Here is a 25,809-nt window from a genome sequence, read left to right as displayed (position 1 = left end):
CGCTGGTGCTGTGGCTGCTGCACCTGCTGCGGGCGCTGGACGGCACGCGCGCCGCGCTGGCGCGGCTGGAGACCGTCGACCCGGCCACCGGCATCACCAACCGCCCCAACTTCCTGGCCTCGGCCGAGCGCGAATGGTCGCGGGCGCGGCGCTACGGCACTGGCGCGGCGCTGCTGGTCGTCGAGGTCGACCAGGTCGCGCGCCTGGTCGAGGGCCGCGGCATCGCCGCCGCCGAGACCGTGCTGCGCGCGCTGGCGCGCGACACCGAGCAGACGCTGCGCGGCGGCGACCTGATCGCCCGTTTCGGCGACACCCAGTTCGCCGTCTGGCTGGTGCATGCCGACCCGACCGGCGCGCTCGACGTCGCCGAGCGCATCCGCGAGCGCTCCGAGCAGATGGAGATCCCCTGCGGCGCGCACCCGCTGCGCGTCACGGTGAGTGTCGGCGTCGCCGCGCTGCGGCTGGCGCACCAGAACCTGTCGGCGCTGATCGACGACGTCGACGCCGCGCTGGCCGCCGCCCAGCAGGCCGGCGGCAACTGCGTGCGTGCCGCGCCGGTGGACCTGCGCCGCCGCCGCGCCGACGCGCCGCCGCCCTGATCAGCCCAGCCGCAGCCGGCTGGCGTAGCCCGTCATCTCCAGGTAACCCAGGCCGACGCGGCGCCCGCGTTCGTCGAGCAGCTCGCTCAGGCCTTCCCAGTAGACCGCGCCGGTGCCGCCGCGGCTGTCGAGTTCCTGGCCGTCGAGCAGCGCGCGCACGCGCCAGCGCCCGGCCGGCGTGTCGACCTGCCATTCGACCGGGTACTCGGCGCGGGTCGCCGGGCTCGCCCAGCGCCGGCCGGGCGTGAAGACCACGTCGGCGGGCGCGAAGGCCGCGGCCGTGCCGCCGGACGCACGCCAGCTGCCGCCGGCCCACAGCGCGCTGCCGTCGGCGCGGCGCAGACGGAAGGCGGTCAGCGCGCCGCCGTCGAACAGGTTGATGCCGATCCAGTCCCAGCCGACGGCCTCGGGGTGCAGGATCTCGTCGCTCCACTCGTGGTCCATCCAGGCGACGCCGCGCGCCTCCACCGGGCGGCCGTCGGCGTTGAACCGGCACGTTGCCGTGAGTTGGGGCTCGCTCACGTAGTGGCTGGCCTGGCGTTCCTCCGGGCCTTTGCGCGAGAAACCGGCGTCGCCCTGCAGCAGCAGCGGCTGCGTCGGCGCCAGCGTCAGGTCGAGGCCGAAGCCGGCTGCCGGCAGCCGGGCGCGGTAGCCGGGGCCGGAACGTTCCAGCCACCAGTCGCCCAGGCGCACGCCGACGTCGTCGGTCCTGGCCCAGGCCGGGCCTTCGGCCGTGTCGCCCGACCAGCGCGCGATGCGCTGCGCGTGGTGATGGCGGCGGGCGTCCAGGTCGGTCAGCGCGGCGTGCGCGAACAGGATCTGGCGCGGCGCGAAGCGGCTCTGCAGGTCCTCGGCCAGCCCCGTGCGGCTGCGGAAGAAGGTCAGCTGGTAACCCCAGCGCGGCGCCTCGGGCGTGCCGGCCCAGCCGGTGGCGTACCACCACTCGGTGCGCGTGTCCGGGTGCGCGCCGTGGTCGCGCGGGAAGACCAGCGGCCGGCGGCGGATCTGGGCGTGAGCGGGCAGCGCGGCGGCGCCGGCGAGCCACAGCAGTTGGCGGCGTCGCATCACCAGTCCTCCTTCACCGACATCACGGCGGAACGCCCGGCGGCGCTGCGCGCGCTGAACGCCGCGGTGGCGATGCCGGCGGCGAACACCGCCGCGGCCAGCGCCGCCAGCCGCGCCGTCGGCACGACGAGTTCCATCGTCCAGTGAAAGCTCTGCGGGTTGACGACGAAGACCAGCACCGCGCTGACCGCCAGCCCCAGCGCCAGCCCGACGACGACACCGGCGGCCAGCCAGGCGGCGCCTTCACCGGCGACGATGGCGATCACCTGGCCGCGTGTCAGCCCCAGGTGCGCCAGCAGGCCGAACTCCTTGCGCCGCGCCAGCACCTGCGCCGACAGGCTGGCGGCGATGCCGACCAGGCCGATGCCGATCGCCACCGCCTGCAGGTAGTAGGTGACGGCGAAGCTGCGGTCGAAGATGCGCAGCGACATCACACGCAGCTCGCCGGTGGCGGCGAACTCCAGCATCGCCGGGTCGGGCAGCAGCGCGCGCAGCCGCGTCTGCACCGCGGCGATCTCGGCGCCGGGCGCTAGCCACAGCGCCAGATCGTTGATGCGTTCGTCGCCGGTGAGGCGGCGGTAGTCGGCGGCGTCCATCACCAGACTGCCGAACTGGCGTGCGTAGTCGCGCCAGACGCCGAGCACACGCACCGTCGTGCCGCCGGCCAGCGGCAGCACCAGCGTGCCGCCGACCCGGGCGCCGTAGAGGTCGACCATGGCCTCGCTGACCCAGACGCCGGTCTCGCCCGGCCGCGGCGGCAGCGCCGGGCCGACCAGCGGCAGCTCGCCGGCCGCGTCGGACACCGGCCGTGCCATCAGCGTCACCGCCGGCCGGCCCTCGGCCATCTGCAGCGCGCGGTGGCGGGTCGCCGACACCCGCGCGACACCGGGCACCGAGGCCGCGGCGGCGAGGAAGTCCGGCGGCAGCCAGGCCTGGTCGGTGGTGCCGCCGGTGGCGGCGCTGCGGGCGTACAGGTCGGCCGGCAGCATCGCGTCCAGCCACTGCGAGACGCCGTCGCGGAAGCTGGCCACCATCACCGTCAGCGCCACCGACAGCGCCAGGCTGGCGACGACGCCCGACACCGCGGCCGTCGCGGTGGCACGCTGGAAACGCGCCCGCTGCAAGGCCAGCAGCGCCAGCGCCGAACGCGGTGTGGCGATCCCCCCGAGCAGCGCGTGCACGACCGCCGGCACCAGCGCGACACCGCCGAACAGCAGCGCCGCGACGGCGACGTAGGCCGCCAGCGGCAGCCCGGCGATCGGCGGCGCGAAAGCCAGTGCCACGCCGGCGGCCAGCAGCAGCAGGCCGGGCAGGGCGGGCGGCGCCGGCTGGTGCGGCGCGCCCAGGCCCTTGAGCGCCATCGCCGGCGCCAGGCGTTCGGCCTGCTTGGCCGGCCACCAGCCGCCGATCAGCGCCGACACCGTGCCCAGCGCCAGGAAGGCCAGCGCGCCGCCGACGCCGAAACGCACCGTCGGCGCGATGCCGGGGAAGTAACCGCCGCCCAGGTCGCCCGACATCCAGCGCAGCGCCAGCACCGCCATGCCGGCGCCCATCACCAGCCCGGCCGCGCTGCCGGCGGCACCCAGCACTGCGCATTCGGCCAGCACCAGGCCGCGGCGCTCGCCGGCGGTGAGCCCGAGCACGCCCAACAGCGCGAAGCTCGGTGTGCGCTGCGCCACCGACAGCGAGACGACCGAGAACACGAGGAAGGCGCCGACGAACAGCGCCACCAGCGCCAGCACCGTCAGGTTGACGCGGTAGGCGCGCGACAGGTTGGAGATGCGCTGTTCGGCTTCGCCCGGCGCCACGGCCTCGACACCGGCCGGCAGCGCCAGCCGCGCGACCAGCGCCGCACGGTCCGTGCCCGGCGCCAGCCGCAAGTCGATGCGCGTCAGCCGGCCGTCGTAGCCGAAACGCGTCTGCGCCGCGGCGACGTCCATCACCGCCATCGCCAGGCCGCCGGCGGCGACGCTGCCGGCGACCTCGAAACGCTGCCACGCGGTGCCCGACTGCAGCGCCAGCACCGCGCCGTCGGCAGCGCCGGTCTGCGTGCGCGCCGCGGCGTTGAGGAAAACCAGCGACGGGTCGAGCCCGGCCATCGGGCGGCTGTCGTCGGTCGGCCGCGGCAGCAGCGTCGCCGCCACCGGCGCGATGCGCAGCACGTCCAGGCCGACGATGCGCAGCGCGACACGCCGGCCGTCGGCGGCGGTGGCGTAGGTCTCGAACTCGACCACCGGGCTGGCGAGCTCGACCGCGGCGTCGGTCGCGACACGGTCGAACAGCGCATCGTCGAAACCTTCGCGCTGGCCGCGGATCGTCAGGTCGGGCTCGCCGTTGGCGGCGCGCACCGCGGCCGAGAACTCCGCCAGCGCCGAGGTGTTGATCAGATGCACCGAGTACGCCAGCGCGACGCCCAGCGCCACCGCCAGCAGCGCGACGCCGTGGCGCCATGGGTGGTGGCGCCACTCGCGCCACAGCAGGCTGGCCAGCAGGTGGCGGTTCATCGCGCCACGATGCCGTGCGCGGTGAGGCGCAGCACGCGGTCGGCGCGCGCCGCGGCGGATTCGGAGTGCGTCACCAGCAGGCAGGCGGCGCCGGCCTCGCGCACCTGGGCGAGCAGCACGCCGAGCACCCGTTCGGCGGTCTCGGGGTCGAGGTTGCCGGTCGGCTCGTCGGCCAGGATCAGCCCGGGCGCATGCACCACGGCGCGTGCGATCGCCACCCGCTGCAGTTGCCCGCCCGAAAGCTGTGCCGGGTAGCGCGCGCCCAGGCCGCCGAGGCCGACGGCGTCGAGCAGCGCGGCGACGCGGCGCTCGTCGGGGCGGTTCAGCAGCAGCAGCGGCAGCGCGACGTTCTCGGCCACCGTCAGGTGCGGCAGCACGTGGAAGGCCTGGAAGACGAACCCGAGGCGGGCGCGGCGCAGCCGGGCGCGGCCGGCTTCGTCCAGCGTCGCCAGATCCTGGCCGGCGACGGTGATGCGGCCGGCGTCGGCGGCGTCGAGCCCGGCGATGCAGTTCAGCAGCGTCGACTTGCCGACGCCCGACTCGCCGAGCAGCGCGACGAACTCGCCGGCGCCCAGTTCGAGCGTGACATCGTGGAAGACACGGGTCTCCCCGTAGGACTTGGACAGACCCTCGAGCAGCAGCATGGGCGGCGATGATGCCCGAGGCCTGTGCGCCCACTGGCGCCTGGGGTCAGCCGGCGGCCGTCTCCAGTGCGGCGAGTGCCTGCGCCGACGCGTCGGGCGCGTCGCAGGGCACGACGATGCGTTCGGGCATCGAACGCAGCCAGGTGATCTGGCGTTTGGCGAGCTGGCGTGTCGCGGCGATGCCGCGTTCACGCAGCGGCGCCAGGTCGCCGGCGTCCAGCGCCTCCCAGGCCTGGCGGTAGCCGACGCAGCGCATCGACGGCAGGCCCGGGTGCAGGTCGCCGCGGGCGCGCAAGTGCCGCACCTCGTCGACGAATCCGGCCGCCAGCATGGCGTCGAAACGCTGCGCGATGCGCTCGTGCAGCCAGGCGCGCGAGGCCGGCTCCAGCGATACCAGCGGCCAGGCCGCGGCGGCGGGTCTTTCGGCGCGCGCGCCTTGCTGCCAGGCCGAGATCGGCCGGCCGCTGCCGAGATAGACCTCGAGCGCGCGCTGGATGCGCTGGGCGTCGTTCGGCGCCAGCCGGGCGGCCGTCACCGGGTCGACACGCGCGAGTTCGGCGTGCAGCGCCGGCCAGCCTTCGGCGGCGGCGCGCGCGTCGAGCGCGGCGCGGATCGCCGGGTCGGTCTCGGGCATCGTGTCCAGCCCGTCGCGCAGTGCCTTGAAGTACAGCATCGTGCCGCCGACCAAGAGCGGCAGCCGGCCGCGCGAGCGGATCTCGTCGACCAGCCGCGTCGCGTCGGCGACGAAGCGGGCCGCCGAATAGCTGTCGGCCGGGTCGACGATGTCGATCAGGTGGTGCGGCGCGGCGGCGCGCTCCGCGGCGCTGGGTTTGGCGGTGCCGATGTCCAGGCCGCGGTAGACCAGCGCCGAGTCGACGCTGACGATCTCCACCGGCCGGCGCGCGGCCAGCGCCAGCGCCGCGGCGGTCTTGCCGCTGGCGGTGGGGCCGGCGAGGCAGACGGCGTGCACGTTCATCGGTGCGGCACCTCCGGCAGTCGCCGCACCAGCGTCCAGGCGACCAGCGTGGTGGCGGCGGCCCAGAAGGCGACGGTCAGCGCGTACGGCCGCACGTCGGCGCCCAGCACCACGCCCAGCCACTGGCCGATGCAGAAGGCGGTGAACGCGAGCACGAAGCCGGCCAGCGCCGAGGCCGCGCCGGCGCTGCGCGGGAACGGCCCGACGGCGCCGGCCTGGCCGCAGGGCTGGTGGATGCCGTGGCCGAAGCAGAACAGCCACTGCGGCAGCAGGTAGGCCCAGACGCTCTCGACACCGGCCAGCGCCGCGGCCGCGGTGCCCAGGCCGCCGGCCAGCGTGAACAGCGCCGCCCGGCGCACCGAGCGCGACAGGCCGTGGCGCAGGATCCAGCGCCGGCAGACCACCGTGCCGCCCAGGTAGGCCAGCGAGCCGGTGGCCATCGCCAGCCCGTAGTGGCCGGCTCCGAGCCCGAAGCGGTCCATGTAGACGAAGGACGAGCCGGCGAGGATCGTGAACAGCCCGCCGTAGGTGCAGGACGTCAGCAGCGCCCAGGCGACGAAGACCCGGTGGCGCGCGATGCCGGCCCAGGCCGCCAGCAGCGGGCCGGGTGCGGTGGCCTGCGGGTTCTTCTGGACGATGGTCTCGGGCAGGCGCAGCACGACGAAGGCCAGCGTCGCCGCACCGGCCAGGCCGACGACGGCCAGCGTCGCGCGCCAGCCGGCTGCGCCGGCGACCCAGCCGCCCAGCGTCGGCGAGGCGATCGCGATCAGCCCCAGGCCCGACAGCGCCAGCGCCATCACGCGCGCGCCTTCGTGCGGCTCGTAGAGGTCGCGCAGCATGGCCCGCGCGACGACCACCGCTGCGGCCAGCGCCACGCCCTGCAGCGCGCGCCACGCGACCAGCGTGCCGACGTCGGCGGCGAGTGCCGCGCCGGCGCTGGCCGCGGTGTACAGCGCCAGCCCGGCGAGCAGCACCGGCCGCCGGCCGACGCGGTCGGCCACCGGCCCCCAGACGAGCTGGGCGATACCGAAGGCCAGGATCAGCGCCGCCATCGTCAGCTGCACCGCGCTCATCGGCGCGGCGAGCTCGCGCGCCAGCAGCGGCAGCGCCGGCAGCATGACGTCGGTGGACACCGGCTGCAGCCCCAGCAGCAGCGCCAGCGCGACCGCCGCCAGCGCGTGCGAGACCGGCGCCCGGGCCGCCGGCACGGACGCGGCGGCGTTCATCGCGTGGCGCAGGCCATCAGATGAAGCGCTCGTTCTCGCCGAGGTAGCGCCACTGGCCCGGCGGCAGCTGGCCCAGCGAGACGCTGCCGATGCGCACGCGCTTCAGGCCGACGACCTTCAGCCCGACCAGCTCGCACATGCGGCGGATCTGGCGCTTGCGGCCTTCGCGCAGCACGAAACGCAGCTGGTCCTCGTTCTGCCAGCTCACGCGCGCCGGGCGCAGCGGCCGGCCGTCGAGCTCCAGGCCGTGGCGCAGGCGTTCCAGGTCGGCGTCGGGCAGGCGGCCGGGTTTCGTGTACTGCACCCGCACCAGGTATTCCTTCTCGACCTTGGTCTCGTCGCCGATCAGCGTCTTGGCGATGCGCCCGTCCTGGGTCAGCACGAGCAGGCCGGTGGAATCGATGTCCAGCCGCCCGGCCGGCGCCAGGCCGCGCAGCTGGCCGGGGTGGAAGGCCAGGCGCGTCGGGTCGTCCTTCCAGCGGTTGGCCGGGATGACCAGCGTCGCCGCCGGCTTGTAGCCGTCTTCGGCCTGGCCGCTGACGAAGCCCATCGGCTTGTGCAGCAGCACCGTGACGCGGCGTGCCTGCTCGTTGCGGGCGCGCGGGTCGATCTCGATGCGGCAGTCGGCGGCGGCACGCTGGCCCAGCACGGCCATCTTGCCGTCGACCTTGACCCAGCCGGCCTCGATCCAGGCATCGGCCTCGCGGCGCGAGGCCAGGCCCCGTTCGGTGATCAGCTTGGAGACGCGCACGCCCTCGGCGGCGCCGGAAATCGGCTCGGACATGCCCGGATTGGACCACGGCCGGCCGCCGCCGTGCCCGCCGCGCCCCGGGCAAGCACCGAGGCCCGGCCCCTACGCGGCAGCCGGCGCATGGGCTAGGCTGGGGCACTCACGGCTGTCGGGAGCTCGATGATGAAACCGGTTTCCGAAGTGCTGCACCGCCGCCAGGGCACGCTCTGGCATGTGCATCCCGACGACAGCGTCTTCGCCGCGCTGGAGCTGCTCGCCGCGCACGAGATCGGCGCGCTGCTGGTGATGGACGGCGGGCGCCTGGTCGGCGTCGTCTCCGAGCGCGACTACACGCGCAAGGTCGCGCTGCAGGGCCGCAACTCGCGCGAGACGCGGGTCGCCGAGATCATGACGCGCGACGTGGTGCGCGTGCCGCCCGCGGCGCCGATGCACGAGTGCATGGCGCTGATGAGCGAACACCGCATCCGCCACCTGCCGGTGGTCGACGGCAGCACGGTGCTGGGCATGATCTCGATGCGTGACCTGCTCGACGAGCTGATCGCCGAGCAGGAGCGCACGATCGCCGAGCTGGAGCACTACATCCAGTCCTGAGCGCAGGCGGCCTGGCGGGGCCCGGCTCGTGCTACCCCGCCACATCCGCCGTCCGGCGGTTCGTCGCCCGCGGCGGCGGTTTCGTCGCAACGCGGATGCCCCCTTGACGGCGGCGGTGCATGCTCGCCGGTGTCCCAACCTGAGGAATCGCCTGCATGACCAAGCCTCTTCTCGCCCCGCTGGCCGCGGCCGCGTTCGTGCTGCCCTTCGTCGCCGCGCCCGCCGCGGCGCAGTCCGCCGCCGTGGCGCCGGCCGCCGCGCGTGCCGTGCCGCCCGAGCTGCCGCTGCGCGACTTCTTCCGCAGCCCGGCGCGTTCGGGCTACAACCTGAGCGACGGTGGCCGCTGGGTCTCGTTCCTGCAGCCGGCCGCCGGCGAGGCCGGCGCCGCGCCGCGCCGCAACGTCTTCGTGCAGAAGCTCGTCAACGGCCGCGCCGTCGGCGAGCCACGCCAGCTCACGCGCGAGACCGCGCGCGACATCCGCATGTACGCGTGGAAGGGCGACGACACCGTGCTCTTCATGAAGGACTTCGGCGGTGACGAGAACTTCCACGTCGTGGCCGCGGACGCCGCCACCGGCAAGGTGCGCGACCTGACGCCCTGGGAGGGCGTGCGCGCCGAGCTCGTCGACGGCCTGCCCGAGGACCCGCAGCACATCCTCGTGGCCCACAACCGCCGCGACCGCAAGGTCTTCGACGTCGTGCGCCTGAACGTGCGCAGCGGCGCCGAGACCGTCGTCGCGACCAACCCCGGCAACATCGTCAACTGGGTCACCGACCACCGCGGCCGCATCCGCGTGGCCATCGCCAGCGACGGCGTCAACAACACCGTGCTCTACCGCGACGGCGACAGCGGCGAGTTCAAGCCGCTGCTGACCACCGACTTCCGCACCGGCGTGCAGCCGCTGTTCTTCGACGGCGACAACCGCCTGTTCTACGCCGTCAGCAACCGCGGCCGCGACAAGAGCGCGCTGGTGCTGATCGACCCGGCCAAGCCCGACGCCGAGCAGGTGGTCTACGCCCACCCCGAGGTCGACGTCGAGGGCGCGCACTGGTCGCGCGTGCAGAAGAAAGTGCTGTGGGCCAGCTACGAGACCGACAAACACGGCAAGCACTTCTTCGACCCGGCGATGCAGGCCGCGTTCGAGAAGCTGCAGCAGCGCTTCCCCGGCGAGCAGGTCGACCTGTCGGCCTGGACGCTGGACGAAACGCGCTACATCGTCGTCAACTGGAGCGACCGCACGCTGGGCGCGCGCCACCTGTACGACGTGCGCAGCGGCCAGGTGACCAAGCTCGCCGACGCCGCGCCGTGGATCAAGCCCGAGCAGATGGCCGAGATGAAGCCGGTGCGCTACACGGCGCGCGACGGGCTGTCGATCCCCGGCTACCTGACGCTGCCGGCCGGCCGCGAGCCGAAGAACCTGGCCTGCGTCGTCAACCCGCACGGCGGCCCCTGGGCGCGCGACAGCTGGGGCTTCAACCCCGAGGTGCAGTTCCTCGCCAACCGCGGCTACTGCGTGCTGCAGATGAACTTCCGCGGCTCCACCGGCTACGGCCGCCAGTTCTGGGAGGCGAGCTTCGGCCAGTGGGGGCTGAAGATGCAGGACGACATCAGCGACGGCGTGAAGTGGCTGGTCGAGCAGGGCATCGCCGACCCGAAGCGCATCGGCCTGTACGGCGGCAGCTACGGCGGCTATGCGACGCTGGCCGGCGTGGCCTTCACGCCCGACCTGTATGCCGCGGCGGTCGACTACGTCGGCGTCAGCAACCTGTTCACCTTCATGAAGACCATCCCGCCGTACTGGGAGCCGTGGCGCCAGCAGATGTACGCGATGGTCGGCAACCCGGACGACCCGAAGGACAGGGAGCGCCTGACCGCGACCTCGCCGGTATTCCACGTCGACCGCATCAAGACGCCGCTGCTCGTCGCCCAGGGCGCACGCGACCCGCGCGTCAACAAGGCCGAGAGCGACCAGATCGTCGAGGCGCTGAAGAAGCGCGGCGTCGAGGTCGAGTACCTCGTCAAGGACAACGAGGGCCACGGCTTCGCCAACGAGGAGAACAAGTTCGAGTTCTACGGGGCGATGGAGAGGTTCTTCGGCAAGCACCTGAAGTGACCTGAGCGACAGCGCCGCGTGCTGCCGCACGCGGCGCATGCCCTCCTGCGCGAGGGCAGCGGGCGGCCGCGGCCGGGAGGCCGGCGGCTATTTCCGGCCGCGCGGCTTGCGCGCGGCGCCCCTGGCGGGCCGGCTCCCCGCGCCGGCCCTCTGTTCCCGTTCCTGCCTCGGCCATTCGTGCCGTGGCCTCCAGATCCTCGAGCAACCTGTGCCCGCAGCGCGGCCTGCGGCGCGCCAACGGCGTTGTGCTTCGTTTTGTGTCTAGAATGCGAATCATTCGTATTCAAATGCAGAGACGGCGCTGAGTCGGCGTCGTTCGCGGTTTCATTGGTTCCTGCCCTGTCAGGCGTTCCTCGCCTGCAGCCCCATCGCGCTGCGGCTGAGCCGCCTGCCCCGAGCGCCAGCGCCTCGCCGGCGCGTTCGTGTGCGGCAGTCCTGCCATCGCCCTCCGCTGTCGTGTCCGCGCGGCCATGCCGCCGCGGGCCGTCGTGTCGGGGCGGTCCCGCTTGCATGACCGCTGTGCCGGCGGAACCGGCACGTTCCCGTAGACGACTTCAACAACTCGAGGAAATGAGATGAACAGACTCCAGAAGGCCCGTCAGCCGGCCCAGCGGGTGGTGGCGCGCGCGGTCTTCGCCGCGCTGTCGGCGATGACGATGACCGCTGCGGCCAGCGCCAAGGACGGGGCCCCGGCCGCGGTCGACACGGTCCGCCAGTACCGGATCGAACCCGGGCCGCTGGCCGCCGCGCTCGAGCAGTTCAAGGCGCTCAGCGGCATCGTGATCGAAGCGCCGGCAGCGCTGACCGAGGGCCGCCGCTCGCCCGGGCTGAGCGGCGAGTACGGTGCCGAGATGGCGCTGAGCCGTCTGCTGCAGGGCACGGGGCTGTCCGCAGGGCGCGCTGCCGATGGACGGTGGACGCTGCACGCGGGCGCCGCGCCGCGCCAGGCCGGCAGCCTGCCGACGATCACCGTCGTCGGCACCAGCCTGGAGACCGACGCCAGGATCTACCCGGGTTCGGTTGCGGTGATTGGCCGCGAGGCGCTCGAGCAGCACGGCACGGTCATCTCGGCGATGAGCGAACTGCCGGGCGTCACCACCGGCGGCGACAGCGGCCGCATGACGGGCGAACAGTTCAACATTCGCGGCTTCGGCTACCAGTCCGAGGACCGCGTCATCGTGCTGCAGGACGGGGTCCGGCGTTCGGTGTCGCTGTACTCGAACCACATCTCCAGCTTCCGTTCCGACAACGACCTGCTCAAGCAGGTCGAGGTGGTCAAGGGCGCATCGTCGGTCCAGAACGGCGGCGGCGCGATCGGCGGCGTCGTCGCGATGACGACCAAGGACGCCAAGGACTTCGTGCCGACCGGCCAGCACGCCGGCTTTGCCGTCAAGACACGCTACGAGTCGAACGACTACCGCGAGGGCTACGTGGCGGCGGCCTACGCGCCGGATGACAAGCCGTACGAGCTCCTGGCCTACGCCAAGAAGGGCCGGGCCGGCGACATGAAGATGTCGCGCCAGTTCAGCGTCGACGCCAACGGCAAGGGCATCGACACCGTCGACAACGACGAAGACCTTCGTGTGCTGTACCTGCAAGGGGCGATCCGGCCGGCCGCCGGTCACAGGCTCTCGCTGTCGCACTACGACTACAAGCTGGACAACGAGACCACCTGGCAGACGCTCTACCACACCAACTACTCGACGACGACGGGGCCGGTGATCGGCGAGCTGCAGCAGCGCGACACCGTCGCCAAGTACCGCTACATCGACCCGACGCGGGCCTGGCTGAACGTCACCGGCACCGTCTATCACTCGCGCTCCAGCTACGACCGCGGCTACACCTACGTCGACATCCGTAACGGCGCCACGAACGCCCTGGACTACGAGAACGCCGACAAGCGCTACGGCCTGCGCCTGAGCAACGAGGCCCACTTCGAGACCGGCTCGGTTCTGCACCGTCTTGTCGCCGGCGTGGACTACGAAAAGCGCAAGGAAGACGCGACCTACCTGCTCAACGGCGTCTACAGCGACTTCGGCTCGCTGCCCAACACCTACAAGGACTCCGGCGCCTACGGCCACCTGGAATCGACCTTCTGGGACGGCAGGCTGGTGACCCAGCTCAGTGGCCGCTACGACCGCTTCGACCGCCGTGTCGACGCCAACGAAGGCAGCTATGACGGCGATCACTTCTCGCCGCGCCTGGGTGCCAGCCTGCGTGTCGTGCCGGGCCTGCAGTTCCTGGCCAACTGGTCCGAGGCCTTCCGCGCGCCGACACCGCACGAGACCTCGTCCGAAGGTCCGCTGAACCCGCACTACTGGTACCTGCCCAATCCCAACCTGAAGCCCGAGACCATCCGCGAGTACGAGCTGGGCTTCTCGTACGAGAAGAAGGGCGTGTTCGCCGCGGCCGACAGCTTCGAGACCAAGCTGATGTATTTCGACGGCCACATCCAGGACATGATCGCGCTGGCGCTGGTGCGCCCGGACGAGACCTCCCCCGAGGGCTCGCCCTATGGCATGTACCGCAACGTCGACCGCGTGAAGCGCCATGGTGTTGAATGGCAGGCCAGCTACGAGCACGCGCTCGGGGGCATTTCGCTGGCCTATTCGACGCTGAGCCAGAAGAACGAGGCCAACGACCAGGACACGCCGCAGGCCTTTGCCGACAAGCTGAACATCGGTGCCTTCTTCAACGCCACCCCGGGCCTGCGTCTGGGCGGCAGCGTCACCCACTGGTTCAAGCCGTCGCCGAACCCCGCCTCCTTGGTCAGCGGCGGCAAGACCTACTGGTACGTGCGTGACGACTACACCGTGGCCAACGTCTACGCGCGCTGGCGCCCCAACGCCCAGGGCAGCGGCTTCTTCGGCCGCGACCTGAGCGTGCGGGTCGGTGTCAACAACGTGTTCGACGCCTCCTACCTGAATGCACGCGACGTCGAGACGACGACCCGCGTGGGCAAGGGCCGCAACGTCTTCGCGACGCTGGAAACGCGCTTCTGACCGAAGGCACGGGACGTCCGGTCGCCGCCGCGCCCGGACGACCCCTTTCCCGGGGGGCGACGCTCCCCGGGCTTTTTCCTGCCCGAGCGCCCGGATGCCGGGTGCGACGTCGGCGGCCAAGCCCCGGCGTTCGGGTCGGTTCCCGATGGCGCGGACAATCTCCCCGCGGCGCGGTCACGCGCCGCAGGTATGCTCGCCGGCACGGGCACCGGGTGGCATGTGAGAACGCAAGAAGAACTGACGGGAATGAGGACGCGCTGATGGCCACCTGGGGCATGGGCCTGCGCGCCAAGTCGATCCTCGCCCTCGTGGCGGCCTGCCTGCTGGCGCTGCTGCCGGCCGGGCTGCTGGGCTGGCAGCTCGTCGAGGGCGTGCGCGACCACTTCGGCGAGGCGTTCGCACGCAACTACACGCAGTTGAAGCGCGAGCAGATCCTGGGGCTGCTCAACCGGGAGCTGGCGCTGGCGCGCCGCCTGGCGAGCTCGCAGCTCACGCGCCAGTGGCTGCTCGACGAGACCGACCCGGCGAAGAAGACGCTGGCGCTGCGCGAGGCCGAGGCCTTCCGCCTGGACCTGCGCGACCACGCCTACTTCATCGCCAGCGGGCTCAGCGGCCATTTCTACTTCAACGACCCGAGCAAGCCCTTCAGCGCCGAGCCGCGCTACACGCTGGACCCGGCCAAGGAGGACGACTCCTGGTTCTACGCCACGCTGCGCCGGCCCGAGGACTACAACATCAACGTCAACGTCGACGTGCCGCTGCAGGTCACGATGGTCTGGTTCAACGTCGCGATCCGCGACCGCGCGCGCACGCTGGGCGTGGCCGGCGCGGCGCTGGACCTGCGGCAGTTCCTCGCCGAGTTCATCAACACCGCCGAGGCCGGCGTCACGCCGATCATCCTGTCGGGCAGCGGCGCCATCCAGGCGCACCGCGACACGCGGCTGATCTCGACCAACCAGGCCGGCAGCACCGCGCGCGCCGAGCAGACGCTGGCCGGCCAGCTACCCGAGGGCGAGCGTGCCGCGCTGGCCGCCGCGATGGACGCCGCCGTCGCGCGTCCGGGCCAGGTGTCCACGCTGTGGGCGACGCTGGACGGGCGCCGCCAGCTGCTCGCGCTGTCCTACGTGCCCGAGCTCAAGTGGCACGTCGTCACCGCGGTCGACCTGGACGCGGCGCGTGTCATCGACGGCGACTGGCTGAACACCGCCGCGGCGGTGGCCGCCGGCACGCTGGCGCTGCTGCTGGCGGCCTTCGTGCTGGCGGTCAACCGGCTCGTCATCCGGCCGCTGCGCCGGCTGCACAAGTCGGCCACCGCGATCTCGCACGGCAACTTCCAGGTCAGCGTGCCGGCCGACGGCCACGACGAGATCGCCGACCTCGGCCGCGCCTTCGCGACGATGGCCGAGAAGCTGCGCGCCTACACCGGCAACCTGGAGGCCGAGGTCCGCCAGCGCACCGAGGCGCTGGAGGCCGCCAACCGCGACATGCGCGCGGCGCACCAGAAGATCAGCGACTCGATCGACTACGCCAGCCTGATCCAGCGCGCCATCCTGCCGGCGCGCCAGCTCACGCAGCAGCTCGGCGAGCACCACTTCGTGCTCTGGCGCCCGCGCGACGTCGTCGGCGGCGACTTCTACGTCTTCCGCAGCGAGGGCCCGCGCTATCTGGTGGGCGTCGTCGACTGCGCCGGCCACGGCGTGCCCGGCGCGCTGATGACGATGCTGGCGCGTGCGGCGCTGGACCACGCGATGAACCAGACCGGCATCGCCTCGCCGGCCCGGGTGCTGCGCCACACCGACGCGGCGATGCGTGCGATGCTCCAGGACTGCCCGCTGCCGCGCGCCATTGCCACCAACATGGACGCCGGCCTGGTCTTCGTCGACCTGGAGAACCGCCGCATGGTCTATGCCGGAGCCAAGATCCCGCTGTACTGGAGCGATGGCGAGAGCGTCTCCAGCGTGCCGGGCGGGCGCCGCGCGATCGGCGACCGCCGCCAGGGCGAGTACGACGACGTCGAGGTGCCGCTGCTGCCCGGCACCACCTACACGCTGGTCACCGACGGCTACCTCGACCAGGCCGGCGGCGACCACGGCTTCGGCTTCGGCAATGCGCGTTTCGCGCAGCTGCTGCGCGAGGTCGCCGGCCGGCCGCTGCGCGAGCAGGCCGAGGCCCTGGAGCAGGCGCTGGCCGCCTACCAGGGCCCGCACGCCCAGCGCGACGACATCACCCTCCTGTCCTTCCGTTTCGATTGAGCCGCATCCCCATGGAATCCATCGACCTGTTCGGCCTCAGAGAGCACTTCAACCGCAGCCGCATCCTGCTGTGCTTCAACGGCCCGATCTCGCGCAGCCTGATCGAGGAGATCGGCAACGCGCTGAAGAACTACCTGCAGGCCGACCAGGCGCACCCGTCGTCGGCGATGGACGTGTTCGCGGTCTACATCGAGCTGACGCAGAACATCCGCCACTACGCCGCCAGCCGCCAGTACGACGAACTGGCGGGGGCGGCCACCGTCGTCGTCGCGCGCGACGAGAATGGCGGCTACGCCGTGCAGGCCGGCAACCTGGTCGAGCAGGCCGACGGCGAGGCGCTGCTCGAGCGCGTGACGGCGCTGGCGGCGATGGACAAGGCCCAGCTGAAGGCCGCGTACAAGGAACAGCTGCGCCGGCCGCGTGCGGCCGACGCGGTGTCCGGCGCCGGCCTCGGGCTGATCGACGTCGCGCGCAAGTCGGCGGCGCCGCTGGCGGCGTCGCTGTCGCCGGCCGGCGACGGCAAGGCATTCTTCAGCCTGCGGGCGGTGATCTGAAGCAGACGAGACGACGATGAAAGAGCTGCACATCCAGGGGGGCAACTCGACCCCCGAAATCCAGGGCGACTGGGAGCGGGGCGTCCTGGCGATGCGCGGGGACTCCTATCCCGAGAACTCCTTCGAGTTCTTCGGCGAGGTGATCCAGTGGCTCGAGGACTATCTCGGCCAGGACGGCCGGCCGCTGCAACTGGAGCTGCGCCTGGTCTACATGAACACCAGCTCGGTCAAGGCGATGATGGACATCTTCGACCTGTGCGAGGACGCCTTCGGCAAGGGCCGCGAGGTGCGCGTGAGCTGGTACTACGACCCGCGCAACGACCGCGTCTTCGACCTCGCCGAGGAGTTCCGGGAGGACTGCAGCTTCCCCTTCGAGATCCTGGCCGATGGCGGCGCCTAAGTCCCTGCCGGACGACGTCGTCCTGGTCTCGCGCATCGAGGCCCTGCTGGCCGACCCGGCGCTCGAGCACGACCCGCTGCGCGAGCCGCTGGCGCAGCTGCTGGGCCATTTCCAGACCCAGCGCGAACGGCTGGAGCGCCTGGTGCGCATCTCCGACAGCTACCACCACGTCGCGCGCGAGCAGCGCCTGAGCCTGGTCGAGCAGTACGACAAGCAGGTGCGCCGGCTGGAGAAGCTGGTGCGCATCTCCGACCGCTACCAGAACAGCCTGCGCGACCTGAGCCTGGCGCTGCGCGACGCCGCGATGCGCGACCCGCTGACCGGCCTGGGCAACCGGCGCTTCCTGATGGAGCGGCTGCGCGAGGAAGGCGAGCGCACCCAGCGCCTGGGCCGCGGCTTCGCCGTGGCCATCATGGATGTCGACCACTTCAAGGCGGTCAACGATGCGCACGGCCACGAGACCGGCGACAGCGTGCTGCAGGTCATCGCCCAGGCGGTGGAGTCGGGCGTGCGCCGCTACGACCACTGCGGACGCTGGGGCGGCGAGGAGTTCCTGATGCTGCTGCCCGAGACGCCGCTGGAGGCGGCGCGCGCCATCGTCGAGCGCATCCGCCAGGCGATCGCCGACATCGACCACGTCGGCGAGGTGCGCGTCTCGCTGACGGCCAGCTTCGGGCTGGCCGAGCACCGTGACGGCGAGGACTTCTCGGCCACCATCAACCGTGCCGACCAGGCGCTCTACGCGGCCAAGGCCGCCGGGCGCAACCGCGTCGAAAGCGCCTGATCCAGCGCCGGGCGGCGCCGGCTGCGCCGCAGACGCTGCGGTACAGTGAGGTTCAGTTCGCAGGCTGCGTCGTGGCCGGCCGCTGCGGCCCACCGAGGCATTCCCTCCATGTCGGTTTCCTTTTCCACGATCAGACCCGGCTTGAGGCTGGCCGACCAGGTCGCCAGCGCGCTCGAGGCCGAGATCCGCTCCGGCGGCCTGGCCGCGGGCCAGAAGCTGCCGACCGAGCAGGCGCTGGTGCAGCAGTTCGGCGTCAGCCGCACCGTCGTGCGCGAGGCCGTGCAGCGGCTGAAGTCGCGTGGCCTCGTCGATTCGCGCCAGGGCAGCGGTGTCTACGTGCTGGCCGCCGGCTGCGAGCCGCTGAGCTTCGACCCGACCGAAGCGGCGTCGCGCGAGGCGGTGCTGCAGATCATCGAGCTGCGCCGCGCGCTCGAGGCCGAGGTCGCCGAACTCGCCGCGCAGCGGCGCACGCCGGCGCAGGCTCGGGCGATCCGCGTGGCGCTGCAGGCCATCGCCGACGCGGTGGCGAGCGGCGGCGACGGCGCCGTCGAGGACGTGCGTTTCCACCGCGCGATCGGCGAGGCCGCCGGCAACCCGTTCCTGATCCGCACGCTGGACTACCTTGCCCAGTTCCTGCAAGGCGTGACGCGCGTGACACGTGCCAACGAAGCCCGCCACCGCGAGTTCGCCGAGCAGGTCAAGCAGGAGCACGAGGCGGTCGTGCAGGCCATCGAAGCCGGCGACGCGCCGGCGGCACGCCACGCCGCCGCGCAGCACATGAACAACGCGATGCTGCGACTGCAGCACGCCGATGCCAGCTTCTGGCGGCAGGACGGCGCGCGCCTGGCAGCGGCGCTGGTGCCGACGACGATGCCGGCCTGAGCCGCGCGCCGCGGCGCCGGTGGCCGCCTCGAACGCCGTCCGGCGCGCTGTACCTGCGTGGTTCCCGACGGCCCCGCAGGAGGGCGCCGAGCCCTGGTGGCGCCGGCCGAAGACGGCTTTTTGCACCCGATGAGGGCGGAAGCCGCCGCGGCGGCTTCAAGCCTGTGCTTCCGGGTTAACCCCAGGTTGAAACTTGTCTGAAATTTGTAGGATGACCATATGAACTGATTGGTTCATGGCGCCGGCCCAGACGTCGCAGACGCGGTCGCACCTTCCCCACACTCCAAGCGCCCGAGGAGACACACCGCATGTCCACCCCCCTCCCTGCTCGGCATCGGCGCGGCCGGCATCGCCCTGCTGCTGCTGATGATCATCCGCTGGCAGGTCCACGCATTCGTCGCGATGATGCTGGTCAGCCTGCTCGTCGCCCTGGCCGTCGGCATGCCGATCGGCGACATCATCAGCACGCTGATCGCCGGCATGGGCGGCACACTGGGCAGCGTCGCGATCCTCGTCGCGCTGGGCGCGATGCTCGGCCGCATGATCGAGGTCTCCGGCGGCGCCGCGAACCTCGCCGGCCGCTTCACGCAGATCCTCGGCCCGAAGCGCGTGCCGGCGGCGCTGACCGCGGCGGCGCTGGTGCTGGCCATTCCCGTCTTCTTCGACGTCGGTTTCATCATCCTGGTGCCCATCGTCTACGGCTTCTGCAAGGCCGCGAAGGTGGACCCGGTGAAGTTCGGCCTGCCGGTGGCCGGCATCATGCTGGCGGTGCACGTCGTCGTGCCGCCGCATCCGGGCATCGTCGGCGGCTCCGCGGTGCTGAGTGCCGACGTCGGCTGGGTCACGATCTTCGGTCTGCTGATCTGCCTGCCGCTGGGCGTGCTGGCGCAGGTCGTCGCCAAGTGGCTCAACCGCCGCCGCTACGAGATGCTGCCGACCACCGCCGAACAGTTCGCCAGGTTCGGCGCCGAAGCCGAACCCGGCACCGCCAAGCTGCATGCCCCGGGCGTCGGTGTCGTGCTGACGCTGATCCTGGTGCCGCTGGCGCTGATCATGATCGGCACCACCGGCGCGACGCTGCTGCCCAAGGGCGACCCGGTGCGCAACGTGCTGGCCTTCATCGGCGCGCCGATCTTCGCGCTGATGGTCGCCATCGGCCTGTCGTTCTGGCTGGTCGCGCGCCGCCTCGGCTGGAGCATGGCGCGCACCAACGAGGTCATGGAGTCCGCGCTGCCGCCGGCGGCGACCGTGATCCTGGTCACCGGCGCCGGCGGCGTGTTCGCCAAGGTGCTGACGGCCAGCGGCATCGGCGCCGCGCTGTCGACCAGCATCGCCGCGGCGCACCTGCCGCTGATCCTCGCCGGCTTCGTCATCTCGCTGGTGCTGCGCGCCGCGCAGGGCTCGGCGACGGTGGCCATCCTCACCACCTGCGGCCTGCTGGCCGAGGCCATCACCGGCGGCGGCTACAGCCCGCTGCAGGTGGCGCTGCTGACGGTGGCCATCGGCTTCGGCGGCCTGGGCCTGTCGCACGTCAACGACTCCGGCTTCTGGATCGTCACGCGCTACCTGGGCCTCTCGGTCGCCGACGGCCTGCGCAGCTGGACGGTGCTGACCACCGTGCTCGGCGTCGCCGGCTTCCTGCTCACCTGCGGCCTGTGGGCGGTGCTGGCCTGAGCCGGCACGCCATCCGCCGCGTTTCGTCCTCACGGACTTCCTGAACGGATCTGACTGCCATGACGACTCGCAATGTCGGCGTGATCGGCCTCGGCGCCATGGGCGTGGGCATCGCCCGGACGCTACGCCGCAACGGTTTCAACGTGCACGTCTGCGACGTGCGTCCCGGCGTCGCCGACGCCTTCGCCCGTGAAGGCGGCGTCGCCGGCGCCAACCCGGCGGCGCTGGCCGCGGCCTGCGACACGCTGGTGTCGGTGGTCGTCAACGCCGCGCAGACCGAGGCCGTGCTGTTCGGCGAAGGCGGCGCCGCCGCGGCGATGCGCCCGGGCTCGACCTTCATCATGTGCTCGACGGTCGACCCCAACTGGTCGATCGCGCTCGAGGCCAAGCTCGAGGCCGCCGGCATCCACTACATCGACGCGCCGATCTCCGGCGGTGCCGCCAAGGCCGCCGCCGGCCAGATGACGATGATGACCTCGGCCAAGCCCGCGGCCTACGCCGCCGCCGGCGCCGTGCTCGACGGCATGGCCGGCAAGGTCTACCGCCTGGGCGACAAGGCCGGCGCCGGCTCCAAGGTGAAGATCATCAACCAGTTGCTGGCCGGCGTGCACATCGCCGCCGCCGCCGAGGCGATGGCGCTGGGCCTGCGCGAAGGCGTCGACGCCGCCGCGATCTACGAGGTCATCACGCACAGCGCCGGCAACAGCTGGATGTTCGAGAACCGCATGGCGCACGTGCTGGCCGGCGACTTCACGCCGCTGTCGGCGGTCGACATCTTCGTCAAGGACCTGGGCCTGGTGCTCGACACGGCGCGTGCGAGCAAGTTCCCGCTGCCGCTGGCGGCCACCGCGCACCAGATGTTCATGCAGGCCTCGACCGCCGGCTTCGCCAACGAAGACGACAGCGCGGTGATCAAGATCTTCCCGGGCATCACGCTGCCGGCGAAGAAGGAGGCGCCGTGAGCACCCGCCTCAAGCTCGGCTGCATCGCCGACGACTCGACCGGCGCCACCGACCTGGCGAACAACCTCGTGCGCGCCGGCATGCGCGTCGTGCAGACGATCGGCGTGCCGCCCGGGCCGCTGGACGCCGACGTCGACGCCGTCGTCGTGGCGCTGAAGTCGCGCACCATCGCGCCCGAGGACGCGGTGGCGCAGTCGGTCGCCGCGCTCACCTGGCTGCAGGCGCAGGGCGCGACGCAGTTCTATTTCAAGTACTGCTCGACCTTCGACAGCACGGCGCGCGGCAACATCGGCCCGGTCACCGAGGCGCTGATGGACGCGCTGGACGTGCCGTTCACGATCGCCACGCCGGCCTTCCCGGAGAACCAGCGCACGGTCTTCAAGGGCCACCTCTTCGTCGGCGACCTGCTGCTCAGCGACAGCGGCATGAAGGACCACCCGCTGACGCCGATGACCGACGCCAACCTCGTGCGTGTGCTGCAGGCGCAGTGCAAGCGCAAGGTCGGGCTGATCGACTACCAGGTGGTGGGGCAGGGCGCCGACGCGGTGCGGGCGCGCATCGCCGAGCTGAAGGCCCAGGGCGTGGCGATCGCCATCGTCGACGCCGTCTCCAACGCCGACCTGCTGCGTTTGGCGCCGGCGCTGGCCGAGCTGCCGCTGCTGACCGCGGGCTCCGGCGTCGCGATCGGTCTGCCGGGCAACCACGGCCTGGCGCCGTCGTCGCAGGCGGCCGAGCTGCCGCCGGCCGAAGGGCTGCAGGCCGTGGTCTCGGGCAGCTGCTCGCTGGCGACCAACCGCCAGGTGCTGGACTTCATCCGTTCGGGCCGGCCGGCGCTGGCGATCGACCCGCTGCGCATCGCCGCCGGCGAGGACGTCGCCACCAAGGCCCTGGCCTGGGCCGGCGAACACCTCGCCAGCGGCCCGGTGCTGGTCTATTCGACCGCCGAACCAGGCGCGGTGCGCGCCATCCAGGCCAGGCTCGGCGTCGAGCAGGCCGGCGGCCTGGTCGAGCAGACGATCGCGCGCATCGCACGGGGCCTGGTCGAGGCCGGCGTGCGCCAGCTCGTCGTCGCCGGCGGCGAGACCTCGGGCGCCTGCGTGCAGGCGCTGGGCATCGCCCAGCTGCGCATCGGCGGCCAGATCGACCCCGGCGTGCCCTGGTGCCACGCGCTCAGCCCGGCGGCGCCCGGCGGCCTGCACCTGGCGCTGAAGTCGGGCAACTTCGGCACCGACGACTTCTTCACCAAGGCCTTCGCGCGATTGCAAGGCTGAGCACGATGGCCACGCCCTTCCTCGACGAAGACCTCGCACGCGCCGAGATCTGCCGCGTCGGCCGCAGCCTGTTCGAGCGCGGCTACGCGCACGCCACGGCCGGCAACATCAGCGTGCGCCTGGCCGACGGCTACCTGATCACGCCGACCGACGCCTGCCTGGGCACGCTGGAGCCGGCGCGGCTGGCGCGGCTGGACGCCGAGGGCCGGCAGACCGGCGGCGACCGCGGCAGCAAGACCATCGTGCTGCACCGGCGCATCTACGTCGCCAGCGAGGCGACGGCGCAGCCGGCGCGCTGCATCATCCACACCCACGGCACGCACCTCGTCGCGCGCTCGCTGCAGGCCGAGGGGGAAGCCGAGCTGCTGCCGCCGATCACGCCGTACTTCGTCATGAAGGTGGGCCATGTGCCGCACATCGACTACCAGCGCCCCGGCGCACCCGAGGCCGCCGACGCGGTGGCCGAGGCGATCACGCGCTACGCCGCCGCCGGCCGGCCGATCCGCGCCGTGATGCTGGCCCGGCTGGGCCCCAACGTCTGGCACGACAGCCCGGCCGCGGCGATGGCGGTGCTCGAGGAACTCGAGGAGACCGCGCGCCTGGCGCTGCTGGTGCCCGAGGCCCTGGCCCGCCCGCTGGACGAGGCCCGCATCCAGACCCTGCGCGACAGCTTCGGCGCCTCCTGGTGAGGCGTCTTCCCTCCTGAACCCCACGAGCCCACCATGCCCCGTTTCGCCGCCAACCTGTCGATGCTCTACAACGAGCACGACTTCCTCGACCGCTTCGCCGCCGCCGCCCGCGACGGCTTCAAGGGTGTCGAGTACCTCTTCCCCTACGCGTACACGACCGAACAGCTCGCCGCTCAGCTGAAGGCCCACGGCCTGCAGCAGGTGCTGTTCAACGCGCCTCCGGGCGACTGGGACGCCGGCGAGCGCGGCATCGCCTGCCTGCCCGGGCGCGAAGCCGAGTTCCGCGACGGTATCGCCCAGGCGCTGGCCTACGCGGTGGCGCTCGGCTGCCCGCGCATCCACGTGATGGCCGGCCTGGTGCCGGCCGGCCAGACTCGCGAGGCGCTGCGGGCGACCTACGTCGCCAACGTCGCCTACGCCGCCGCCGAGGCGGCCAAGCTGGGCATCAACGTGCTGATCGAGCCGATCAACGAACGCGACATGCCGGGCTTCTTCCTGAACCGCCAGGACCAGGCCCACGCCATCGTCGCCGAGGTCGGCGCGGCCAACCTGAAGGTGCAGATGGACCTGTACCACTGCCAGATCGTCGAAGGCGACCTGGCGGCCAAGATCCGCCAGTGGCTGCCCACCGGCCAGGTCGGCCACTTCCAGATCGCCGGCGTGCCGACGCGCCACGAGCCGGACGTCGGCGAGATCCACCATCCCTACCTGTTCGCGCTGATCGACGAACTCGGCTGGGACGGCTGGATCGGCTGCGAGTACCGCCCGCGCCGCGGCGCGGTGCCGGGCGGCACCTCGGACGGCCTGGGCTGGATGAAGCCTTACCTGGCCTGAAGATGGCCACGGGCGCCGGCCGCGCCGGCGCCCGCGGGCCTCACTTCATGCAGTTGGCGTAGAAGGCCGGCGTCGCCGGCCAGTCGCTGAAGATGCCGCGGATGCCGACCTCACGCGCCAGCACGTCGAGCACGACCATCATGTCGCCTTCGCGTTTGATGGCGCTGTCGAAGCTCTGGTAGTAGAAGCCGTTGCCGCCGTCGGCCAGGATCCCCGAGCGCTCCAGCGTCCAGGTGATGATGTCCAGCCCGGCGGCCTTGGCGTCCCGGGCGTACTGCGAGGGCACGATGTTGCCGGCGGCGTCGGTGGTGAGCAGCGCGAAGGTCGGCGGCGCGACGATGTTGATGCCCTGGGCCTTGTAGCCGGCCAGTTCGGCCGCGCTCGGCAGGTCGGCCACGGTCTCGGCGTCGTCCAGGTAGACCGCCTGGCGGCCGTAGGCGGTGTTCTTCACCCAGTACTGCACGTCGGGCAGGTAGAAGGACTGCGGGAACACGCGCGCCGGCGGCACCTTGGCGGCCTTGTACTCGTCGACCAGCTTCTGCGCGTAGGCTTCCTGCGTGAAGCCGTCGAAGGGCATCGCCACCGCCGGGTATTTCAGCTCCGGCGTCATCTTCACGCCGAGCTGCTTGAAGAGCTCGATGCTCTCGGCGTGCGTCATCAGCGTGCCGCTGGTCGGCCCGGAGTACAGGTCGGTGCGCCAGCCGGCGGTGCCGGCCATGTATTCGGCGACGTTGCGCGCCTTCGGGTTGTAGCCGTCCATCTTGCCGCGCAGCGTCTTGAACTCGGCGAGCGTCAGCTCGCTGGTGCGGCAGCTCGCGCTGGCCGGCGTCAGCAGGTTGCCGGCGCCGTCGAAGGTCGCCGGCGTGAACGGCTTGACGCACTTGGCGGCCAGCGGCGTGGCCAGGATGTTGGTCGTCGTGTGCAGGTCGTCCTGGGCGTGGCGGCAGACGAGCTGCTTGTCCCGGGTGAACACGACGTCGCACTCGACGATGCCGGCGCCGCTGCGCGCGGCGGCGATGTAGCTCTCGCGCGTGTGCTCGGGGAACTGCAGCGCGGCGCCGCGGTGGCCGATCGCGAAGTCGTGGCGCGTGTAGGCCTTGCGGCTGGCGGCGCAGGCCTGCAGCGCGGTCTTCAGCGCGCCGTCGGCCATGTCGTCGACGAGGAAGAAGGGCCGCGGCCCCAGTTGCACCGTCGGCGGGACGACGGTGGACGGTGCGGCCTGGGCGGCCAGCGTGGTGAGGGCCAGCGTGGCGGCGGCCAGCGCGCGGATCGGCGTTTGCATCGGACTCTCTCCTGGGGTGGTCGTTGTCGCCGGCTCCAGGGCCGGCCGGCGCGACGCTAGGGGCCGTGCATGGCGGCGCCGTGACCGGCACAAGTCGTTACCGGCCGCGCAGGAAGAGGGCGTCCAGCTCCTTCATCGTCAGCTGGCGCCAGGTCGGCCGGCCGTGGTTGCAGGTGTCGGCGCGTTCGGTGGCCTCCATCTGGCGCAGCAGCGCGTCCATCTCGGGCAGCGTCAGCCGGCGGTTGGCGCGCACCGCGCCGTGGCAGGCCATCGTCGCCAGCAGCTCGTCGCGCGAACGTTCGACGGCGCGGCTGGCGCCGGTCTGCTCGAACTCGGCGAGCACCGAGCGCGCGAGTTCGGCGACGTCGGCGTCCGGCAGCGCCGCCGGGCGGCTGCGCACCACCAGCGTCGAGGCCGACAGCGGCGCGACGTCCAGGCCCAGCGCCAGCAGTGAATCGCGTTCGGCCTCGGCGGTGGCGACCTCGGCGGCCGTGGCGGCGAAGCTCACCGGCAGCAGCAGCGGCTGCGCCGGCAGCGCCGCCGCCGACGACGCGGCCTGCTTCAGGCGTTCGTAGACGATGCGTTCGTGCGCGGCGTGCATGTCGACGACGACCAGCCCGTGGGCGTTGCGCGCCAGCACGTAGACGCCGCCGACCTGGCCGATCGCCTCGCCCAGCGGGTGCGCGGCCGGGGCTGCCTCGGGCAGCGAGGGCGCCGGGGCCGGGCGTTCGGTCGTCACGGTCTCGGCCGCGG

22 protein-coding genes are annotated in these 25,809 nt (G+C 72.4%); 14 read left to right on the top strand and 8 right to left on the bottom strand.

Annotation, left to right across the window (positions count from 1 at the left end; all coding sequences use genetic code 11):
* A partial coding sequence (locus RBXJA2T_RS14010) for a GGDEF domain-containing protein (protein ID WP_050801774.1) occupies nucleotides 1-599 on the top strand: 599 nt, incomplete at its 5' end.
* Here RBXJA2T_RS14010 and RBXJA2T_RS14005 read toward each other — a convergent pair.
* The 6 genes from RBXJA2T_RS14005 to RBXJA2T_RS13980 are packed head-to-tail and all read right to left on the bottom strand — an operon-like array spanning nucleotide 600 to nucleotide 7,798.
* Nucleotides 600-1,664 (bottom strand): lipocalin-like domain-containing protein, encoded by a 1,065-nt coding sequence (locus tag RBXJA2T_RS14005; RefSeq protein ID WP_009858056.1) that lies wholly within the window; start codon nucleotides 1,662-1,664, stop codon nucleotides 600-602.
* Nucleotides 1,664-4,168, bottom strand: a complete 2,505-nt coding sequence (locus tag RBXJA2T_RS14000; protein ID WP_009858055.1) for an FtsX-like permease family protein — start codon at nucleotides 4,166-4,168, stop codon at nucleotides 1,664-1,666. Before RBXJA2T_RS14000 ends, RBXJA2T_RS14005 begins: the two co-directional genes overlap by 1 nt.
* Nucleotides 4,165-4,812: an ABC transporter ATP-binding protein gene (locus tag RBXJA2T_RS13995; protein ID WP_009858054.1), complete on the bottom strand. Its 648-nt coding sequence runs from the start codon at nucleotides 4,810-4,812 to the stop codon at nucleotides 4,165-4,167. Before RBXJA2T_RS13995 ends, RBXJA2T_RS14000 begins: the two co-directional genes overlap by 4 nt.
* A gap of 46 nt (nucleotides 4,813-4,858) precedes the next feature.
* Nucleotides 4,859-5,788, bottom strand: a complete 930-nt coding sequence (miaA, locus tag RBXJA2T_RS13990; protein WP_009858053.1) for a tRNA (adenosine(37)-N6)-dimethylallyltransferase MiaA — start codon at nucleotides 5,786-5,788, stop codon at nucleotides 4,859-4,861.
* Nucleotides 5,785-7,014, bottom strand: coding sequence for a Bcr/CflA family efflux MFS transporter (locus tag RBXJA2T_RS13985; protein ID WP_009858052.1), 1,230 nt, complete (start codon nucleotides 7,012-7,014; stop codon nucleotides 5,785-5,787). The genes miaA and RBXJA2T_RS13985 overlap by 4 nt, the downstream gene beginning before the upstream one ends.
* A gap of 16 nt (nucleotides 7,015-7,030) precedes the next feature.
* On the bottom strand, nucleotides 7,031-7,798 hold the full coding sequence (locus RBXJA2T_RS13980) for a pseudouridine synthase (RefSeq protein ID WP_009858051.1): 768 nt from the start codon (nucleotides 7,796-7,798) through the stop codon (nucleotides 7,031-7,033).
* Between the two features lie 129 nt (nucleotides 7,799-7,927).
* Between RBXJA2T_RS13980 and RBXJA2T_RS13975 the strand changes: the two genes are divergently transcribed.
* The 13 genes from RBXJA2T_RS13975 (at nucleotide 7,928) to otnI (ending at nucleotide 23,774) form a co-directional block, all read left to right on the top strand.
* Nucleotides 7,928-8,356, top strand: a complete 429-nt coding sequence (locus RBXJA2T_RS13975) for a CBS domain-containing protein (RefSeq protein ID WP_029718913.1) — start codon at nucleotides 7,928-7,930, stop codon at nucleotides 8,354-8,356.
* A 155-nt stretch (nucleotides 8,357-8,511) separates the two neighbouring features.
* Entirely contained in the window at nucleotides 8,512-10,470 is a 1,959-nt protein-coding gene (locus tag RBXJA2T_RS13970) for an alpha/beta hydrolase family protein (protein WP_009858049.1), read from the top strand.
* Nucleotides 10,471-11,045: 575 nt separating this feature from the next.
* Nucleotides 11,046-13,472: a TonB-dependent receptor gene (locus RBXJA2T_RS13965; protein WP_009858048.1), complete on the top strand. Its 2,427-nt coding sequence runs from the start codon at nucleotides 11,046-11,048 to the stop codon at nucleotides 13,470-13,472.
* A 260-nt stretch (nucleotides 13,473-13,732) separates the two neighbouring features.
* Nucleotides 13,733-15,724, top strand: a complete 1,992-nt coding sequence (gene siaA / locus RBXJA2T_RS13960) for a biofilm regulation protein phosphatase SiaA (RefSeq protein WP_009858047.1) — start codon at nucleotides 13,733-13,735, stop codon at nucleotides 15,722-15,724.
* 11 nt (nucleotides 15,725-15,735) lie between these two features.
* Entirely contained in the window at nucleotides 15,736-16,278 is a 543-nt protein-coding gene (siaB, locus tag RBXJA2T_RS13955; protein WP_009858046.1) for a biofilm regulation protein kinase SiaB, read from the top strand.
* Between the two features lie 16 nt (nucleotides 16,279-16,294).
* Nucleotides 16,295-16,678, top strand: a complete 384-nt coding sequence (siaC, locus tag RBXJA2T_RS13950) for a biofilm regulation phosphoprotein SiaC (RefSeq protein WP_009858045.1) — start codon at nucleotides 16,295-16,297, stop codon at nucleotides 16,676-16,678.
* Nucleotides 16,665-17,462, top strand: coding sequence for a biofilm regulation diguanylate cyclase SiaD (siaD, locus tag RBXJA2T_RS13945; RefSeq protein ID WP_009858044.1), 798 nt, complete (start codon nucleotides 16,665-16,667; stop codon nucleotides 17,460-17,462). The genes siaC and siaD overlap by 14 nt, the downstream gene beginning before the upstream one ends.
* A gap of 108 nt (nucleotides 17,463-17,570) precedes the next feature.
* Complete coding sequence (locus RBXJA2T_RS13940) at nucleotides 17,571-18,344, top strand: FadR/GntR family transcriptional regulator (protein ID WP_029718910.1); 774 nt, start codon at nucleotides 17,571-17,573, stop codon at nucleotides 18,342-18,344.
* Between the two features lie 324 nt (nucleotides 18,345-18,668).
* Entirely contained in the window at nucleotides 18,669-20,018 is a 1,350-nt protein-coding gene (locus tag RBXJA2T_RS13935) for a GntP family transporter (RefSeq protein WP_259372414.1), read from the top strand.
* A 59-nt stretch (nucleotides 20,019-20,077) separates the two neighbouring features.
* A complete protein-coding gene (ltnD, locus tag RBXJA2T_RS13930) occupies nucleotides 20,078-20,980 on the top strand; it encodes an L-threonate dehydrogenase (protein ID WP_009858041.1) in 903 nt (300 codons plus the stop codon).
* Nucleotides 20,977-22,251, top strand: a complete 1,275-nt coding sequence (gene otnK / locus RBXJA2T_RS13925) for a 3-oxo-tetronate kinase (protein WP_009858040.1) — start codon at nucleotides 20,977-20,979, stop codon at nucleotides 22,249-22,251. Before ltnD ends, otnK begins: the two co-directional genes overlap by 4 nt.
* A gap of 5 nt (nucleotides 22,252-22,256) precedes the next feature.
* Nucleotides 22,257-22,940, top strand: coding sequence for a class II aldolase/adducin family protein (locus tag RBXJA2T_RS13920; RefSeq protein ID WP_009858039.1), 684 nt, complete (start codon nucleotides 22,257-22,259; stop codon nucleotides 22,938-22,940).
* A 33-nt stretch (nucleotides 22,941-22,973) separates the two neighbouring features.
* The gene (gene otnI / locus RBXJA2T_RS13915; protein WP_009858038.1) at nucleotides 22,974-23,774 is read left to right on the top strand and encodes a 2-oxo-tetronate isomerase; all 801 of its coding nucleotides are present in this window, start codon (nucleotides 22,974-22,976) and stop codon (nucleotides 23,772-23,774) included.
* A 40-nt stretch (nucleotides 23,775-23,814) separates the two neighbouring features.
* Here the strand turns inward: otnI and RBXJA2T_RS13910 are convergent, their stop codons facing one another.
* Both RBXJA2T_RS13910 and RBXJA2T_RS13905 read right to left on the bottom strand, forming a co-directional pair.
* Nucleotides 23,815-25,056, bottom strand: a complete 1,242-nt coding sequence (locus RBXJA2T_RS13910; protein WP_009858037.1) for a glycerophosphodiester phosphodiesterase family protein — start codon at nucleotides 25,054-25,056, stop codon at nucleotides 23,815-23,817.
* Nucleotides 25,057-25,153: 97 nt separating this feature from the next.
* The coding region (locus RBXJA2T_RS13905) for a DNA mismatch repair MutL family protein (protein WP_009858036.1) at nucleotides 25,154-25,809 on the bottom strand (656 nt) is incomplete at its 5' end.

It is taken from the genome of Rubrivivax benzoatilyticus JA2 = ATCC BAA-35 (assembly GCF_000190375.1).
In the GTDB taxonomy this organism is placed as follows: Bacteria; Pseudomonadota; Gammaproteobacteria; order Burkholderiales; family Burkholderiaceae_C; genus Rubrivivax; species Rubrivivax benzoatilyticus.
Note: the sequence above shows the minus strand (reverse complement) of the source record. Positions and strands in the feature narration are given on the sequence as shown.